Source organism: Gemmatimonadaceae bacterium (genome assembly GCA_020846935.1).
Lineage (GTDB): Bacteria > Gemmatimonadota > Gemmatimonadetes > Gemmatimonadales > Gemmatimonadaceae > RBC101.
This window is the reverse complement of the sequence record JADLCY010000001.1, coordinates 177,337-193,583: the sequence shown is the minus strand read 5'-3', so window position 1 is coordinate 193,583 and position 16,247 is coordinate 177,337. Positions and strand designations below refer to the sequence as shown.

14 protein-coding genes are annotated in these 16,247 nt (G+C 69.0%); 2 read left to right on the top strand and 12 right to left on the bottom strand.

Annotated features, from left to right (window positions below; translation table 11 throughout):
* Window positions 1–12 precede the first annotated feature (12 nt).
* The 3 genes from thrC to IT361_00905 all read right to left on the bottom strand — a co-directional run bounded on the left by thrC (window position 13) and on the right by IT361_00905 (window position 3,876).
* The gene (gene thrC / locus IT361_00915) at window positions 13–1,257 is read right to left on the bottom strand and encodes a threonine synthase (GenBank protein MCC6316219.1); all 1,245 of its coding nucleotides are present in this window, start codon (window positions 1,255–1,257) and stop codon (window positions 13–15) included.
* Window positions 1,254–2,240: a homoserine dehydrogenase gene (locus tag IT361_00910; GenBank protein ID MCC6316218.1), complete on the bottom strand. Its 987-nt coding sequence runs from the start codon at window positions 2,238–2,240 to the stop codon at window positions 1,254–1,256. Before IT361_00910 ends, thrC begins: the two co-directional genes overlap by 4 nt.
* Before the next feature lie 355 nt (window positions 2,241–2,595).
* Window positions 2,596–3,876 carry a VWA domain-containing protein gene (locus IT361_00905; GenBank protein MCC6316217.1) on the bottom strand — a complete coding sequence of 427 codons (1,281 nt, stop codon included), beginning with the start codon at window positions 3,874–3,876 and terminating at the stop codon, window positions 2,596–2,598.
* A 60-nt stretch (window positions 3,877–3,936) separates the two neighbouring features.
* Between IT361_00905 and IT361_00900 the strand changes: the two genes are divergently transcribed.
* Window positions 3,937–5,169: an MFS transporter gene (locus IT361_00900; protein ID MCC6316216.1), complete on the top strand. Its 1,233-nt coding sequence runs from the start codon at window positions 3,937–3,939 to the stop codon at window positions 5,167–5,169.
* A 2-nt stretch (window positions 5,170–5,171) separates the two neighbouring features.
* Here the strand turns inward: IT361_00900 and IT361_00895 are convergent, their stop codons facing one another.
* The 4 genes from IT361_00895 to IT361_00880 are packed head-to-tail and all read right to left on the bottom strand — an operon-like array spanning window position 5,172 to window position 9,902.
* Entirely contained in the window at window positions 5,172–5,807 is a 636-nt protein-coding gene (locus tag IT361_00895; protein MCC6316215.1) for a cytidylate kinase-like family protein, read from the bottom strand.
* A 1-nt stretch (window position 5,808) separates the two neighbouring features.
* Window positions 5,809–6,303 carry a GNAT family N-acetyltransferase gene (locus IT361_00890; protein ID MCC6316214.1) on the bottom strand — a complete coding sequence of 165 codons (495 nt, stop codon included), beginning with the start codon at window positions 6,301–6,303 and terminating at the stop codon, window positions 5,809–5,811.
* A 7-nt stretch (window positions 6,304–6,310) separates the two neighbouring features.
* Window positions 6,311–7,783, bottom strand: a complete 1,473-nt coding sequence (locus IT361_00885) for a sigma 54-interacting transcriptional regulator (protein ID MCC6316213.1) — start codon at window positions 7,781–7,783, stop codon at window positions 6,311–6,313.
* A gap of 10 nt (window positions 7,784–7,793) precedes the next feature.
* Entirely contained in the window at window positions 7,794–9,902 is a 2,109-nt protein-coding gene (locus tag IT361_00880; GenBank protein MCC6316212.1) for a molybdopterin oxidoreductase family protein, read from the bottom strand.
* Window positions 9,903–10,273: 371 nt separating this feature from the next.
* Here IT361_00880 and IT361_00875 point away from each other — a divergent pair, with 371 nt between their 5' ends.
* Window positions 10,274–10,462, top strand: coding sequence for a hypothetical protein (locus tag IT361_00875; GenBank protein MCC6316211.1), 189 nt, complete (start codon window positions 10,274–10,276; stop codon window positions 10,460–10,462).
* Between the two features lie 73 nt (window positions 10,463–10,535).
* On the opposite strand, the gene IT361_00870 is transcribed toward IT361_00875, so the two are convergent.
* From IT361_00870 to IT361_00850, 5 genes are read right to left on the bottom strand one after another with little or no spacing between them, the layout of a single operon-like run.
* Window positions 10,536–11,561 carry a folate-binding protein YgfZ gene (locus tag IT361_00870; GenBank protein MCC6316210.1) on the bottom strand — a complete coding sequence of 342 codons (1,026 nt, stop codon included), beginning with the start codon at window positions 11,559–11,561 and terminating at the stop codon, window positions 10,536–10,538.
* Window positions 11,558–12,247, bottom strand: coding sequence for an HAD family hydrolase (locus tag IT361_00865; protein MCC6316209.1), 690 nt, complete (start codon window positions 12,245–12,247; stop codon window positions 11,558–11,560). Before IT361_00865 ends, IT361_00870 begins: the two co-directional genes overlap by 4 nt.
* Window positions 12,237–13,553, bottom strand: a complete 1,317-nt coding sequence (locus tag IT361_00860; GenBank protein ID MCC6316208.1) for a 4Fe-4S dicluster domain-containing protein — start codon at window positions 13,551–13,553, stop codon at window positions 12,237–12,239. The genes IT361_00865 and IT361_00860 overlap by 11 nt, the downstream gene beginning before the upstream one ends.
* The gene (locus IT361_00855) at window positions 13,550–14,761 is read right to left on the bottom strand and encodes an FAD-binding protein (protein ID MCC6316207.1); all 1,212 of its coding nucleotides are present in this window, start codon (window positions 14,759–14,761) and stop codon (window positions 13,550–13,552) included. Before IT361_00855 ends, IT361_00860 begins: the two co-directional genes overlap by 4 nt.
* Window positions 14,758–16,209, bottom strand: a complete 1,452-nt coding sequence (locus tag IT361_00850) for an FAD-binding protein (protein ID MCC6316206.1) — start codon at window positions 16,207–16,209, stop codon at window positions 14,758–14,760. The genes IT361_00855 and IT361_00850 overlap by 4 nt, the downstream gene beginning before the upstream one ends.
* Between the last annotated feature and the right edge of the window lie 38 nt (window positions 16,210–16,247).

Below are 16,247 nucleotides of genomic sequence, written 5' to 3'. Positions count from 1 at the left end.
CGCGCGGTGGCGTCAGGAAACCAGGGCTTCGACCTCGCGGAGGCGCGGTGCGATCGTCGGCACCTGGTCGAGGTCAGCGGTGAGCGCCTCGGCCGTCTTGAGGCCGTTGCCCGTGAGGCAGAGCACCACGTCGTCCTTGGCCGTGAGGGCTCCGCTTCGCGCGAGCGCCTTGGCGCCGGCATACGTCACGCCCGCGGCGGTCTCACCAAACACACCGGAAAGGGACGCGAGCTCACGGATCGCGTCGCGGATCTCGTCGTCGCTCACCGCCGCGGCGCCGCCACCGGTTTCCCTGAGGACTCGCGCAGCGGCGACGCCGTCGGCCGGATTGCCGATCGCCAGAGAGCGCGCGATGGTGGACGGTACTTCGGGGACGATGCCGCCGCTGCCGCGTTCGAACAGACGCACGATCGGGGCGCAACCCGATGCCTGCGCGCCGAAGACCCGCGGGAGCGCGTCGTCCACGAGCCCGGCATCGATGAACTCACCGAAGCCCTTGCGCAGCTTGGTGACCAGGGAGCCACCGGCCATCGGCGCGACGACCGCCGTTGGCAGCTGCCATTCCAACTGCTCGGCGATTTCGAAGGCCATGGTCTTGGAGCCTTCGCCGTAGTACGCCCTGAGGTTCACGTTGGCGATGCCCCACGGATACTCGTCGGCGAGCTGGGCGCAGAGCCGGTTCACATCGTCATACGTTCCCCGAACGCGCACGAGTCGCGGACCGTAGACGAGGGTTCCGACCAGTTTCGCGATCTCCAGGTCATGTGGGACGAAGATCCAGGCCGGCAACCCTTCGCGCGCGGCGGCCGAGGCCACCGCGTTCGCGAGGTTGCCGGTGGACGCGCACGCGATCGCCTCCAGTCCGAAGGCACGCACGGCGTTGATCGCCGTGGTGACCACGCGATCCTTGAACGAGAGCGACGGGTTGGACAGCGTATCGAGCTTGAGCCAGGCACGGCGCACGCCTAACGCGGATGCGACCCGCGGGGCCTCGACGAGCGGCGTCCACCCGGTGTCGCGCGCGGCCAGCGGCGTTCCTTCAAAGGGGAGCCACTCGCGATAGCGCCAGAGCGTGGGCGGTCTCGCCGCGATGGTGGCGCGATCGGGAAGGGAGCGACCCTCCGGGTACACCACCTCGAGCGGGCCGAGGCATTCGGGGCAGATCGCCGCCGGGCGGTCGCTCGTGTGCGACACGCCGCAGTTGGCGCACTCCAGCGGGAACGGGACGAGCGTGTCAGGTGCGACCGTCGTGGTCATGCGGCGACCCTCCCGAGCCCGCCAGAGAGCAGCGTGCGTGCACCGGCGAGCACGTCGCCGAGCAGGGCTGATGCGGTGCGGTCACCACCCGCCCCGGGGCCGAACCAGCGGAGCTGCCCCGCGAGCACGGCGGTGAGTTCCACGGCGTTGGTGACGCCGGTGACCGTGGCCAGCGGATCGTCGCCGTCGAGCACGCGCGGTTCCACGATCAGGCGGGGTCCGTCCGCCTGCCACGCCTCGGCGACGAGGCGCACGCGACGCTGGGCACCGAAGGCCTGACGAGCCTGCGCGACGATGCGCTCATCGAATCCACGCACCCGCACCCGCTCGCGCACGATGGGGGTGCGCCACGCCGTGGAAGCAAGGATCGCGAGCTTTGCCGCGGCATCGCTGCCGTCGATGTCGGCGCGGCTGCCGCGCTCGGCAAAGCCAAGGGACTCCGCGCGCGCAAAGGCCGCTGCGAACTCCGCGCCCCGCTCGACTTCGGAGAGGATGAAGGTGCTCGTTCCGTTCAGGATGCCGCGGATGTCGAGGATGTCCTCGCCGTCCAGCCCTTCGCGGAGCGCGCGAACGATCGGGATCGCCGCGGCCACCGCACCTTCGCAGTGAAAGAGCGGATGGCGGTCCGCCAGCGCCTGGAGGAGAGGCAGTGATCCGGCAACGGCCTGCTTGTTCGCAGAAACGGTGACGGCGCCGCGATTGAGCGCGGTGGTGAGCCACCCGCATGCCGTATCCGCTCCCGTTGCCTCGACCACGATGTCGACCGAGGGGTCAGAGGCCAGGGCGAGCGGATCATCGCCGATCCGAAGATCAGGCCACGCGGGCTGTACCTTCTGCGGTACCCGAACCGCCACGCGCGCCAAGCGAATCCGCGCGGAGAGCCGCGAGGCGAGCCGATCCGCAGACTGTGCGAGCCCTCGCGCAAATGCCTGTCCGACCGTGCCGAAGCCGATCAGTCCCAGGCGCAGGACGGGTGTAGCCATGGTGCCCTTTCCTCTCCGTCCATCCGTCCCGGAAGACCCGGAAACAAAAAGTCCCCGGACGGCATAGCCTCGGGGACGGATGGGCTGTTTAGCGTTTGTTTAGCGTGGCCGCAAGTTGCCGTAAATCGCCACGTATCTCGTTCGATTGTGGCCTGAGTATCGGCAGGCCACCCGAAGATGTCAAGAGGGTCCAGGGAGACCATCTGCCCGCTCGCCCAGCCTGGTCCAGCGATGGACCGTGGCCACCGGATAGAGCACGCCTCAACGGACCTGGGAACAGCGCCCGACCAATGCGGCTGAGCCTCCTCGCTGGCACAGGCCCCAGTCGGCCCCTCCGGCGAACGGGCCCAACCCCCTATCCCGCCCGCCTCGTTTTCTTCTTCAGAAAGTCCATCAGGATGTACTGGCCGAGTGTCATCGTGTTGGTGAAATACGCCTTGCCGCGACTGATGGCCGAGACGTGCTTCACGAAGTCGACCAGCGCCCGATCACGCGCGAGCATGAACGTGTTGATCATGATGCCCGCGCGACGGCAGTCGGCGACTTCGCGCAAGGTCTCGCGGATGACCCAGGCATCGAGGCCCATCGCGTTCTTGTAGACCTGCCCGTCGGGCATCGTCAGTGCGCTCGGCTTTCCGTCCGTGATCATCACGATCTGGCGCATGTCCTTCTTCTGCGCCAGCAGGAGGCGGCGCGCGAGCTTGAGTCCCTCGGCGGTATTCGTGTGGTAGGGGCCGACCTGTGCATGCGCGAGGGCCGCAACGGGGATCTCCTCCGCCGTGTCGTGGAAGAGCACCACGCGGATCGTGTCACCCGGGAATCCGGTTCGGATCAGGTGCGTCAGCGCGAGAGCGACCTTCTTGGCGGGCGTAAAGCGATCCTCGCCGTAGAGGATCATCGAGTGCGAACAGTCGAGCATCAGCACGGTCGCACATGACGATCGGTACTCGGCGCGGTTGACCATCAGGTCCGGATAGTCGACGTCGAGCGGGAACCCCAGCGATCCTGTGCGGGTGAGCGTGTTTGCGAGCGTGCCGTTGACGTCGAGGTTGAGCGTGTCGCCGAACTCATAGGGCTTGCTGCCCGCGTCGGCTTCCACGCCGGTGGCGAGGTGCGGCGTCTCGTGGCTGCCGAACGAGCTGCGGCCGAGTGAGCCGAGGATCTGCCGCAGGGCCTTGTAGCCCAGGAGGTCGATGCCCTTGCTGGTCAGCGAGAACTGCACGTCGCGCGATGCCGCCCGCGCCAGGCCACCCGGCCCTTCGACCGGCTGATGCGACGCCGGCATCTGGGGCGGGGCCTGCGCCGTGAGGTAGCCCTGCTCCATGAGGCGCTGGACGATCCGATCGAGCAGCTCGGCCAGTGAGGCCTGGGATGCCTCGTCGTCGACGCCACGCAAAGCCCGCAGCATCTCCGGCGTGAACTGGCCCGAGTCGATGAGTGCCTGGAGGATGGCCTCCTTCAGTGCGTCCATCGAACGGTCGGGATCGTCACCCGAGTCTCCCCACATCGGGTGCCAGGTCGGACCACCGGCAAAGCCCGACTGGAGCAGAAAGTCGGAGAGCTGTTCGAGCAGCGCCTCGAGGTCGACGGCGTCCGCGGCTTCCGGGGAGAACTTCGAATAGGTGTGGAAGCGCATGGCGTTGGGAGCAACGCCTGCAAGCTAAGGCGGGTTCCCGCGCGCCACTATGTTTCCCCCGTGCACGCCAACGCCCGCCGGCCGGTCAATCCATTTCGCGTCCTGCTGACGCACGCGAACTTCCGGCGCTTCTGGATCGGGCAGACCCTGTCGCTCGTCGGTACGTGGATGCAGTCGATGGCGATGGGGTGGCTCGCCCTGGAGCTGTCCGACAGTGCCTTTGTGGTCGGCCTCGTGGCCGCGAGTTCCGCGCTTCCCATCCTCCTCTTTTCGCTGTACGCCGGCGTCATCGTCGATCGGAGCGACAAGCTGCGGATCGTTCGTCTGGCGCAGGGCATGCTCCTCGTGGAGGCCGCGCTCCTGTGGTACTTCACGTGGCGTGGACAGATCACCGTCCCCGGCCTGATCGCGCTCGCTACGCTCGGCGGCATCATCACGAGCTTCGAGATACCGGCGCGACAGTCGCTCATGATCGACCTCGTGGGTCGCGAGGATCTGCGCGACGCGATCGCGCTCAACTCGTCAGGCTTCAACCTGGCGCGTATCCTCGGACCGGCCATCGCGGCCGCGATCATCGCGCGCTGGGGGCTCGCCTGGTGCTTCGGGGTGAATGCGGTGAGCTACCTGACCGTGCTCGCCGGTCTCGCGCTGATCAAGCTGCCCCCGAAAGCCCTGGTCCCGCCCACCGAAACACCGTGGGAGGGCATGTTCACCGGCGTTCGCCACGTCACCGGCGACCGTCGGTTGCGCGGACTCGTCGAAACGATTTCGGTGTTCGCGATCCTCTGCACGCCGACGCTGGCCCTCATGCCGGTGATGGCGCGCGAACAGCTGGGTCTTGGTGCGAGCGGCTACGGGGTGCTGTTGTCGGCCGTTGGTATCGGCGGGCTGATCGGCGCGCTCGGCCTCGCAGCATCCAGCGCCCGGCTTCGCCGCGGTCCGCTGCTCGTGCGCTCGCAGTTCGTACTGGCCGGGCTGATCCTGCTCATCTCCCTGTCTCGCGTTCCGTCATTGTCCTACGTCGTGCTCCTGGCGACCGGGTGCGTGCTGATCGTCAATTCGGCGGTGGGCAACACGATCATGCAGGCGATCGTGCCTGACGAGTTCCGCGGGCGGCTGATGGCCATCTACTCGCTGATCGTCGTCGGCTTGCCGCAGGTCGTCGGCGCATTCGCGGCGGGTTCCGTGGCCGGCGTGATCGGCATCTCGTGGACCCTGGCCCTGTCCGCCGTCCTGATGGCGGTCTATGGCCGATGGGCCTTCAGGCGGTATCCGGAGATCCGGTCACTTTAGCCTCACGACATGGCCGAGAGGCCGTGCTCGCTCGCCAGTCGCACGATGAGCTCGGCGGCGCCGTCGATCCCGGTCCATGCCGTGTTGACGCACAGGTGGTAGTTCGACGCGTCCAGCCAGCTCCGATTCCAGTAGCGCTTGACGAACTTCGTGCGCCGCTGGTTCTCCTCGTCGACCCGCCGACCGGCTTCGTCGTGCGCGAGCCGCTCGCGCTGCATCACCCGCGCGATCGCCGCCTCGCGCGGTGCGGTGCACAACACGTGGACGGCATCTTCGCGCGAGGCGAGCCGCATCTGCGCCCCGCGCCCGACGAGGACCACCGGTCCGCGCGCGACGGCATCGTCGATCACGCTCCGCGTGACCTCGAGCACACGTTCCTCCGAGGGCGGGAGCGGCGCGTGCATCGGGGCAGACAGCATCTCCTGTGACCCGTACGCCAGGGCGTTCGCGATGCGCTCGGCCAGCGACGGCGCCTTCTCCTCGATGGCTTCGACCACCGCCGGGGTGGCGTGCAGCCGCGCCGCCACCCGCTCTACGAATGCGTTGTCGAGCAGCTGCCATCCGAGGTTCTCCGCGACGAGGCGCGCGATCTCCGAGCCTCCGGAGCCGAACATGCGCGAGATCGTGATGACAGACACGTCAGGGCTCCGTGCGCCGGTGGCGGATGACCTGCACGACCTTGAAGCCGAGTGCCTCCCAGGCTCCGTTGGCCGCGGCGTTGTCGGGCGCGTTGCGCAATCGGAGGTCGCGTACATCGTGGCGCAGGCACCAGTCCGAGGCGGCCTGCACGAGCCGCGCCATGACGCCCTGGCGCCGCCAGGCGGGTCGGACGTACGCGGTGGTCAGCAGTGCCGAACGTGTGACACGGTCCAGCGGCGCCTGGAGCGCGCAGCGCAGGATGCCGATGGTGCGATGACCGTCGTCGGCGAGGAAGATGATCTGGCCGCTGGCGCTGAGCTGGCGTCGGGTCATGGCCCGCAGTTCTTCGTCGATCGGCTCCTCGTCGGGCCGTTCTTCGCGCCGCAGTGCCTGGCGCAGGGCGAGCACGGTTTCGAAGTCTTCACGGCTCGCGCGCCGGATCACGATGGGCCCCGTCGTCGAGGCCTGCTCGGGTGGGACGCTTGCGCGCGCCATGAGTCGGTCAGGCGGACATGCCACCGCCCATCGGTTCCTGCCCGGGGCGCCGGCGCTGCTCGTGAGCCGCTCGCACGAACTCCCCGCCATCGCTCCGGCTCAGCTTCCGTCGCGCGACGAGCGCTTCGAGCAGGAGTTCGCACGCGGCGGCTTCCACCGCCGCGTCGTCCGGTGCGGCGAGGCCAAGGGTGCGCACGAGCGGGAGGAGACCGGGCACTGTGGCAAAGGCCTGCTGCAGCGTGGCGGACTCCACATCGTCGGTGACCTGCAGCGCCGATCCCTGCTCGAACCAGAGCACGATCGCGTCGGAATCGAAATGACCGGCGCGATCGCGGGTCGTGGCATCCGCGGCGCGACGGATCAGCTCGCGGGCGATGACCGGAGCGCCGATCAGTTCGCCTTCGTACTCCAACTCGATCTTGCCGGTGATGGCCGGCAAGGCTGCGTACAGGTCGGAGAGCCGCGGCACCACTTCGCGTTCGCCGAGGCGCACGGCACGCCGCTCGGCGTTGGAGACGACGCTCTCCATCAGCGAGATCGGCAGTCGTTGCGAGACGCCCGAGCGCCGGTCGATGCGCTTGTCGGTGCGAGCCTCGAAGGCCACGCGCTCGATCACCTCGGCGACGAAGTCGGGAACCCGGGCCGGGAGCCCACCACGATCGACCCACGCTTCCTGCGCCGTGACCTGCATGCCGAGGTCCACAGTCTCCGGGTAGTGCGTATGCACCTCGCTCCCGATGCGGTCCTTGAGCGGCGTGATGATGCGGCCACGCGCCGTGTAGTCCTCGGGGTTGGCCGTGAAGCACAGCAGCACGTCGAGCGGGAGCCGTACCGGGTACCCCTTGATCTGGACGTCTCCTTCCTGCATGACGTTGAACAGGCCGACCTGCACCTTGCCGGCCAGGTCCGGGAGTTCGTTGAGCGCAAAGATGCCCCGGTTCGCGCGCGGCAGCATGCCGTAGTGGATCGTCAGCTCGTCGCTGAGCAGGTGACCGCCGCGCGCTGCCTTGATCGGGTCCACGTCGCCGATGATGTCGGCGATCGTCACGTCCGGCGTCGCGAGCTTCTCCACGTAGCGCTGGTCGCGTTCGACCCAGGCGATCGGCGTCTCAGTGCCGCGCGCCGCGATCAGTTCGCGCGCGTACTTCGAGATCGGTGCGTACGGGTTGTCGTTCACCTCGCTCCCGGCGATGACCGGGATCCGCTCGTCGAGGAGGGACACGAGCGCACGGAGGATCCGCGACTTGGCCTGCCCCCGCAGTCCGAGCAGGATGAAGTGGTGCCGCGCCAGGAGGGCATTCACCACCTGCGGCATCACGCTGTCGTCGTAGCCGAGGACGCCGGGAAAGAGCGACCCGCCCTCGTGGAGGCGCCGGAGCAGGTTCTCGCGGAGTTCCGCCTTCACCGAACGCAGCACCCTGCGGCGCTCGCCCAACGGATGTTCGGCGAGGCCGCCAAGAGTATCGGGGAGGCTCGTCACCTGGTCGGCCTCAGTCGGCGATGCTGACTTCCACGAGCGTGTCGTAGAACACGGGTCCGCGGCCCAGGTCCGTCTCTCCCTGCGAGGTGACCGCGTTGGCGTTCTGGCCATCGGGTGAGAGCTTGCCCCACCAGATCGATGGCGCCCACACGACGCCCTCGCGCACACTGTCCTCGATGCGTGCCACGGCGGTGAAATGGCCGCGGTCGTTGTGAATGACCACGCGTGCGCCACTGCTGAGGTTGCGTCGCGCGGCGTCGTTAGGGTGCACGACGCATTCCGGCTCTCCGCTCTTCCGCAGCGAGGCGACGTTGACAAACGTCGAGTTGAGGAAGTAGTGCCTGGGCGAAGAGATGAGCGAGAGCGGGTAGCGTGTCGCGAGTTCCGGCGCCGTCTCCGGCAGCTCGCGCGGCGGGATGTAGTCCGGCAGGGCGTCGAACCCGAGCGACGCCATGCGCTCCGAGTGAAACTCCACCTTCCCGCTCGGTGTGCCGAACCCGCCGTCGGCAAAGGGCAGGTACGGCCTCGGGATGTTGAGCCGCACCCACCCGTGCTCCATGAGCGCCTCGAAGCTCACGCCGCGGAGCGGCTCGTGCGGCGAGTCGAGCGCGACCCTGATCAGGGCGACGTCGTCGTCGGCGAACAGATCCGCCGGGAGTCCCATGCGTCGTCCGAGTTCGCGGAACACTTCCGAGTTTGGTCTGGCTTCGCCGAGCGGTGCGATCGCGGGACGATTGAGCGTGATGTAGTTGTGGCCGTACGCGAAGTGGATGTCCCAGTGTTCGAGCTGGGTGGTCGCGGGAAGCACGTAGTCGGCCCAGTCGGCCGTGTTCGTCTGGAAATGCTCCAACACCACGGTCAGAAGATCTTCGCGCGCCATGCCTTTGAGGACGGCGTTGCGGTCGGGAGCGACGTCCACCGGGTTCGAGTTGTACACGATCAGTGCCTGCACCGGCGGACCGCCGACCCCGGCGTCAGGGGAGAGGAGCGCCTCGCCGAGCCGGATCATGTTGATCGAACGCGTGTGTTTGCCGAGGTCAGGTCGGGCGAGGGCCGGACGATTGAACCTGAAGTTCCCGCTCGTCGACAGCAGCAGTCCACCGCCCGGTCGGCGCCAGTGGCCGGTGACCGCGGGCAGGCAGGAGATCGTGCGCACCGCCATGCCGCCGCCGGCGTGTCGCTGCAATCCGTAGTTGATGCGCAGGAAGCACGCCTTCGACCGACCGTATTCGCGTCCCAGCGCACGAATGCGATCGGCTGGCAGGCCGGTGATCGTGGCGGCACGCTCGGGTGGCCACGCCCGCACGCGCTCGCGCAGTTCGTCGGCGCCGAGGGTGTAGCGGGCGAGGTAGTTGGCGTCCTCGAGTCCCTCGTCGAAGAGCACGTGCATGATCGCGAGGGCGAGGGCGGCGTCGGTCCCGGGCCGGATGGGCAGCCACTCGTCGCGCTGCTCGGCGGTGCGCGTGCGCACCGGGTCGATGCACAGCACGCGGGCCCCGTGTTCTCGCGCCCGCAGCACAAAGGGCCACAGGTGCGGATTGGAGGTGAGCGTGTTGGTGCCCCAGAGGATCACCAGGTCCGAATGCTCGATGCCCTCCGGGTCGGCGCCCACGCGCGAGCCGTTGGTCATGGCCAGGCCTTCGCCGCCCGCGGTCGAACAGATGGTCCGAAGGAGCTGCGAGGCGCCCAGCGCGTGAAAGAAGCGCCGGTCGACGGACTCGCCCTGGATCAGGCCCATCGTCCCTGCGTACGAGTAGGGCAGGATGGCTTCGGCGCCATGAGACGCCGCGATACGCGCGAGCCGCGCGGCGATGTCGTCGAGGGCCTCGTCCCAGGATACGCGTTCGAACCGACCGGATCCCTTGGCGCCGACGCGCCGCATCGGGTATTGCAGGCGCTCGGGGTGATACGTGCGCTCGAGGTATCGGTTGACCTTGGCGCACAGGAATCCCGCGGTGACGGGGTGGTCGGGATCGCCCTGAATGCGTACCGCGCGGCCATCGGTCACGCTGACGAGCGTGGCGCACGTGTCCGGGCAGTCGTGTGGGCAGGCGCCACGAATAACCGTGGTGGCGACGTCCTGATCGAGGGTGCTGCGGGGATCGACGGTGACAGCCATGAGCGGCTCCGTGTTGGCGCAGACGAGTTCGCGCCGCGTCCTGAATTAGTACTGGGAGAACTCCGACCGGCAGTGGGGCGTGATTCCGGTCGACCCGCCCGGAGGGCCGAAGCGAACGTGTTGCCACGGAAGGACTTCGGAGCCAGCGCGCCGCTTGACAGCGCCAGCCGTCGCCATAAATTCCGGCCCCATCGCTCCGGTCGCGCGTGCGGGTCTGGAGGTGGTGCGTTGTTCGGCTCGGAAACTCCGGGCCAAGTGCGCACGAAATACCTGGAAGCTCCGCACCACGGCGTTCCCGCGGAACGGTCTCGATGATCGTGCCGCACCACAGTGGTCCAGCACGTTCACCCGTCCCCCCCAGGAGAAGTTCCATGAAGCGCCTCGCTTTCGCTGCCTCGATGCTCGTCCTCGCCGCCTGCGCCAAGAAGGAAGAAGCGCCGGCCGTTGATTCCGCTGCGCCGGCCGTTGCCCCGGCTCCGGTCGACACCGCGATGAAGATGGACAGCGGCATGAAGATGGATTCCGCCGCCCCGGCCGCTGACTCGGCGACAAAGCACTAAACGCAAGCAGCAGTAACGTTGCGGGGCGCGCTCGTCGAGAGCGCGCCCCGTCGTGTTTTCACCGTACCGCCGGCTATCCCGCGGTTGGTGGTGCGCTCGACGGAAACGGCAGGCGCAGCACGCGAGCCGCGATCCCGTCGACCGACGCGTCGGTGCGCGCCATGACGGTGGTTCCGGGCTCCACTTCCCGGCGCACCATGGCCAGCCCGATGTCTCCGAGCCGGGGTGACCGCACGACGCTGCGCACCTCGCCGACGACGTTTCCCTCCGCGCCAACCAGCGCCGCGCCGCGTGCGACCGAGCCCCGCTCGAACGACACGCCACGCAACAGCCGGTTCACATGTCCCCGAAAGTGCAGGCGGGCCACCGTCTCCTGTCCCGTGTAGCATCCCTTGCTGTACGACACGGCGCCGAGATCATCCAGCCGGGCTTCCTGGGTCAGCGTGGTGTCGTCCATGTCGATGCCCCATGCCGGTCGCCCGGCTTCCACGCGCGCCACCTCCAGTGTGGCGATACTGCCAGGCTGCGCCCCGGCGGACTGCAGGGTCGCGTGCGCCGCCGCACTGGCTGCATTCGGCAGGTAGATCACGAACCCCGGAACGCCGGCGTCCGGAATGCTGGCGACGGTCGCCGTGGCCTCGCCGAGAGCTACCGACGCGTGGGCATACGGCGCGAGGCCGATGGCCTGAACTCCGAGCGCCTGCCCAAGGGCATCCGCCGCCGACGGGCCGTAGACGCCGAGCGCCGTCAGCGTCGGCGACAGCTCCTCGTATTGTGCGAGCCGCGGGTTGACGTACTTCCGGACCATCCCCCACCACCCGGTTGCCGCGGGCCCGGGAACGTCCACCATCACGGCGTCGGCCAAGCGAAGCACTCGTACGTCGGCGAGGATCTTCCCGCGCGGCGTCAGGGCGACGGCGTAGTTGCCCTCGCCCGGCGCCAGGGCGGCGACTTCGTTGCTGACCAGCCCGTTGAGCACCTCGGCGGCCTTCGCTCCACGAAAGACGCCGAGCGATCGCTCCGGGAGCCACACGAGCAGCGCGCCGGCGTGAAGCGTCGCGTACTCGCGGGCCAGCGTGTCGTCTGGCAGCACGTTCACGGCGGGTCCACGTGCGGCGTGAGCAGCTCGTCGATCATCGCGATGTCCATCCCGGTGATGGAGGAGACGAACGCGTTGGCTTCCAGCGCCACGTGGGCTGGCTGCATGCCGACCGCGACGCACGGCAGGCCGGCAGCGCGCGCCGCGCGGATCCCTGCCACGCCGTTCTCGAGCGCGACGATGGTGCCGTGCTGCTCGCCGCGGAATCGCGCGAGCCGGCGCAAGGCGGCGCGGTATGGTGCGGGGTCGGGCTTGGGAGGGTACGCATCTTCCTCGCCCACCACGAACGAGAAGACGTGGTCCAGTCGCGCCAGTGAGATGAGGTCCTGGACATCGGATCGCCTCAGCCGGCTCACCGCGGCCACCCTCGCGCGTCCCGCAAACCGCTCCAGGGACGACCGTGCTCCGTCTACCAGGACGACGCCCTTCCCGATATGCGCCGAGTAGGCGCGATCCACGTGTAGGGCGAGGAGATCGATGGCAGTCTCATCCAGATCGAGGCGACGCTTGCGATTGATGGAGCGCACGGCTTCGGAAGTCGGCCACCCCGCGCAGAGTTCCCAGTACTCGTCATCCGAGAGCGTGAGCCCGTGCTCGGCAAGGGCGCGGTCGACGGCGATCCGCCGCGCGCCGAAGGTATCGGCGACGACGCCGTCGAACTCCACGAGGACGGCGTCAATCCGCATCGGGCGACGACGCATGAGTGGCCAGTCGCGCATACGATCGATCGAGCAGGTCCACGGGATGCACGGTGCGTGGAGCGGCGCCGCGCAGCCGCAGTCCGGCGCCGATCTGCATCAGGCACCCGGGATTGCCAGTGGCCACGAGTCCGGCGCCGGTCTCGGCGATGCGATCGAGTTTCGTGGCGAGCACGCGTTCGGACGTCTCGGGCTCAACGAGGTTGTAGATGCCTGCGCTGCCGCAGCACTGGTCACTCTCGGGGAGCGGCACGAGGCGAAGGCCCGGGATCGCGCCGAGGACCGCGAGTGGTGGTCGCACGACGCGCTGTGCGTGCTGCAGGTGGCAGGGGGCGTCGTACGTGATCGTGGGAAGTTCGGGCAGCGGCGCCCCCGGGACCGGGCCGCGGAGGGCGAGCAGTTCCGTGACGTCTCGAACACGCTCGGATACGGCGACGGCTCGTGCTGCCCATGCCGGATCGTGAGCGAGGAGGTGGCCGTATTCCTTCATCATGGCGCCGCAGCCCGCGGCGTTCACGGCGATCCACGCGGCTCCGGATGCTTCGAACGCGGCGACGTTGCGCCGGGCGAGCGCGCGCGCGGTTTCGTCATCGCCGGCGTGGGCGTGGAGGGCGCCACAACATCCTTGTCCGGGCGCCGGCGCCATGCCGTAGCCATTCATGCGCAGCACGCGCTCGGTCGCGCGATTCGTGTCGGCGAAGAGGCCCTGCATGACGCACCCCTGCAGCACGGCGACGGGGAGCGTGTCGGCTGCGGGCGCAGGCGGTGTGTAGTCGCTGACGGGCAACGCGGACTCCGTGGCCGCGAGCATGGCCCACGGGAACGCCTCCCGCGGCGGGAGCGCCGACAGCAGGCGCGGAAGCCGTGTCCAGCGCACGAGGCGCGAGAACGCGAGCGCGATCCGCAGCAGCCACGGGTGCCGGAAGGTGGCGAGAATGACGCGGGCCACGGCGGGAATCGGCCGATGGCGCGCGATGGTCGCGCGCGTCGCTTCGAGCAGCGCGCCGTAGGGCACGCCGCTGGGGCAAGCGCTCTCGCACCCCCGGCACCCGAGGCATCGATCGAGGTGCCGGGTGACCGCGTCGTCACTCGGCGCGAGTTCGCCTTCGAGCAACGCCCGCATGAGCACGATGCGACCGCGCGGAGAGTCGTTTTCGTCCTCGAGCGCGAGGTAGGTCGGACACGACGGCAGGCAGAAGCCGCAGTGGACACAGGCATCGAGTCCAGCGGCCTCCCGGGCGAGCGGTGAATCGGGCAGGGCGCACCCGCGCCGAGGTGAACCCAGGTGTGTCATGTCGTGCCCAGGATACCGGGATTGAACACGCCGCGGGGATCGAAGGCACGCCGAACCCCTGCGGACAAGCGATCCGTTGCGGCCGGCGGCACCTGGAGCCAGTCCCGTGGTGCGGCGCGCTCGACGAGGCAGGGCCCGCCCGCCAGCGCGGCCGTGAGCACCGCGGCGCGGCGATCGCGTGTCGCGGTCACCACCAGCCGCACGCTCCCGCTCCCGAACGTGCCATGGAGCGTGGCTGCGCCATCGGGCGCGCAGAGGCAGGCGCGGGTCCAGGTGCGCTCGAAGTTGGCCGGCGCGCCGGGGAACCTCACCACCATGGCCTCGGCGGCCTCATGACGCGCGAGCGCCTCCCAGACGCCATCGGCGATCGTCACGTCGCCCAGCCCCTCCAGTCGACCGACCTGCGCGTCGACGCTGGCCTCGTTGCCCATGAACCTGACGAGCAGCGTCGGCGTGGCATCGCGCCCCATCGACCGAGCCATCGTCGCGTCGATCAGTTCTGCGGCGACGGGTGCCTGGCCCAGCTGGCCGATGCGGCTGACGGCCGCACCAACGGCGCCTGGCTGTCCTGGCAGCGAAATGGCGAGCGTCCGGTCCACTTCGGGACGTCCGCGCAGGCGCACGGTGGCCTCGGTGATGACGCCGAGGGTGCCCCACGCGCCGACCTGGAGGCGCACGAGGTCGAAACCGGCGACGTTTTTCACGACACGACCGCCGCCCCGCACGCGATCGCCATTTCCCGCGACGAACTCGAGGCCAAGCGCCACGTCGCGTGGGAGCCCGATGCTGCCGCCGAGGGGACCGCGTGACGCGGTAGCGAGCGTCGCGCCCAGCGTCCCGACGGGGCTGCCATGGGGGTCGAGGGCGAGCCATTGCCGGTGCTCCGCCGTCGCGACGGCGATGTCGGCCAGCGAGGTGGCGGCCCTGGCCGTGAGGGTGAGGTCACCGGGAACGTATTCGGTGATGCCGGTCAGACCGCTGCAGTCGAGGGGGATGGCGCGTGGGTCGACGGGCCGACCGGCGTCGAGCCAGGTGCCGCCGCCAACGATCCGCAGCACCTGCCCGCTTGCGGCCGTATCGGCGACGATCTGCGCGAGGTCCTCGGCGTCTCGAGGGCGCAGGGCGGTCGACCGAGGAGCCGCGCTGGTGGCGGGCGCGGGGGGCCCCCCCGACAACACATTCGCCTGATCTTCGCCCGCGTGTGTCACCCGTGTGTCTCCGCCTGGATCGATTTCCCGCCGAGTTCTCTTGCTGCGGGCGCCATCGCCCATTCCCGGCACGAGCGCACCGGGACCACCTTGCCCGGATTCGAACGGCGCTCGGGATCGAAGACCTCGCGCAGGCGGCACATTGCCGCCAGCGAGGCCTCGGAGAACATGAGCGGCATGTAGTCCATCTTGTCGAGGCCGATGCCGTGCTCGCCCGTCACGCTGCCGCCCGCATCCACGCACGCCTGCATGATGCGCCGCATCGCGCGATGCACCCGCGCGCTCTCTCCGGGATCATTTCCGTTGTAGGGGATATTGGGATGCAGGTTCCCGTCACCGGCATGGAACACGTTGCACACCGTCAGCCGCTCCTCGTCGCCGATCCGCGCGATCTCGGCGAGAATCTCGGGGAGCCTGGTTCGCGGCACCACCGCATCCTGGACCACCAGGTGTGATGAGATGCGGCCCATGGCCCCGAACGCCTTCTTGCGCCCCTGCCACAATCGGAGCCGCTGGGCCTCGTCCCCGGCGATGAGCACCTCGCGGGCGCCCGCGTCGCGACAGAGGCGCTCGATGCGTGCCGCGTCCGCGTCGATCCCGGCCGCGAGTCCGTCGATTTCGATCAGGAGGACCGCCGCCGCGTCCACCGGATAGCCCGCGGCATAGATCGATGCCTCGACCGCCCGGATCGTCGGCTGGTCCATCATCTCGAGAGCGGCGGGAACGATGCCCGTGGCAATGATCGCCGATGTTGCGCGCGCCGCCGCATCGATCGACGGAAAGTCCGCCAGCATGGTGCGCACGGCCTCAGGGTCCGGTGTGAGGCGGACCGTGGCCTCGACCACCACACCAAAGCATCCCTCGCTGCCGACGAATGCCCCGAGCAGGTCGTAGCCTTCGACTTCACCCGCGTCCGATCCCAGGGAGACCAGCTCTCCGTTCGGAAGAATCACCGTGAGCGCCACGACGTGGTTCAGCGTCACGCCGTACTTGAGGCAGTGAGGGCCCCCGGCGTTTTCCGCGACGTTCCCACCGATCGTGCACGCGGCCTGGCTGGACGGGTCCGGCGCGTAGTGCAGTCCATGCGCCGATGCCGCGCGGGTGAGGTGCATGTTCACCACTCCCGGTTCCACGCGAGCCACACGGTTCACCGGGTCGATCGACAGCACGCGGCGCATTCGGTGCAGCGCGAGGAGTACCGCACCGTCCGCCAGAGCGCCGCCCGAGAGTCCCGTCCCCGCACCGCGCGCGACGTACGGCACCCGGTAGCGCGCCAGCAGTCGAACGACTGCGACGAGTTCGTCGCGCGATCCCGGCATGACGGCCAGCGCAGGGAATCGATGGTAGCCGGGAAGGCCGTCCGACGCATAGGCGAGCAACTCGCCGCGTCCGGCGAGCACGTATCGCGATCCGACGATGTCGCCAAGCTCCCGTTCGAGCGGTGTCATGTCGCGCTCACGGGTCTGAAGTGACCTCGAGTCCCTGC

What these genes read in the sequence shown, in the direction of transcription:
- IT361_00860 (MCC6316208.1), bottom strand. Translation starts at nt 13,553, where the DNA reads ATGACACACCTGGGTTCACCTCGGCGCGGGTGCGCCCTGCCCGATTCA.
- IT361_00865 (MCC6316209.1), bottom strand. Translation starts at nt 12,247, where the DNA reads ATGCGGATTGACGCCGTCCTCGTGGAGTTCGACGGCGTCGTCGCCGAT.
- IT361_00850 (MCC6316206.1), bottom strand. Translation starts at nt 16,209, where the DNA reads ATGACACCGCTCGAACGGGAGCTTGGCGACATCGTCGGATCGCGATAC.
- IT361_00905 (MCC6316217.1), bottom strand. Translation starts at nt 3,876, where the DNA reads ATGCGCTTCCACACCTATTCGAAGTTCTCCCCGGAAGCCGCGGACGCC.
- IT361_00890 (MCC6316214.1), bottom strand. Translation starts at nt 6,303, where the DNA reads ATGGCGCGCGCAAGCGTCCCACCCGAGCAGGCCTCGACGACGGGGCCC.
- thrC (MCC6316219.1), bottom strand. Translation starts at nt 1,257, where the DNA reads ATGACCACGACGGTCGCACCTGACACGCTCGTCCCGTTCCCGCTGGAG.
- IT361_00880 (MCC6316212.1), bottom strand. Translation starts at nt 9,902, where the DNA reads ATGGCTGTCACCGTCGATCCCCGCAGCACCCTCGATCAGGACGTCGCC.
- IT361_00875 (MCC6316211.1), top strand. Translation starts at nt 10,274, where the DNA reads ATGAAGCGCCTCGCTTTCGCTGCCTCGATGCTCGTCCTCGCCGCCTGC.
- IT361_00910 (MCC6316218.1), bottom strand. Translation starts at nt 2,240, where the DNA reads ATGGCTACACCCGTCCTGCGCCTGGGACTGATCGGCTTCGGCACGGTC.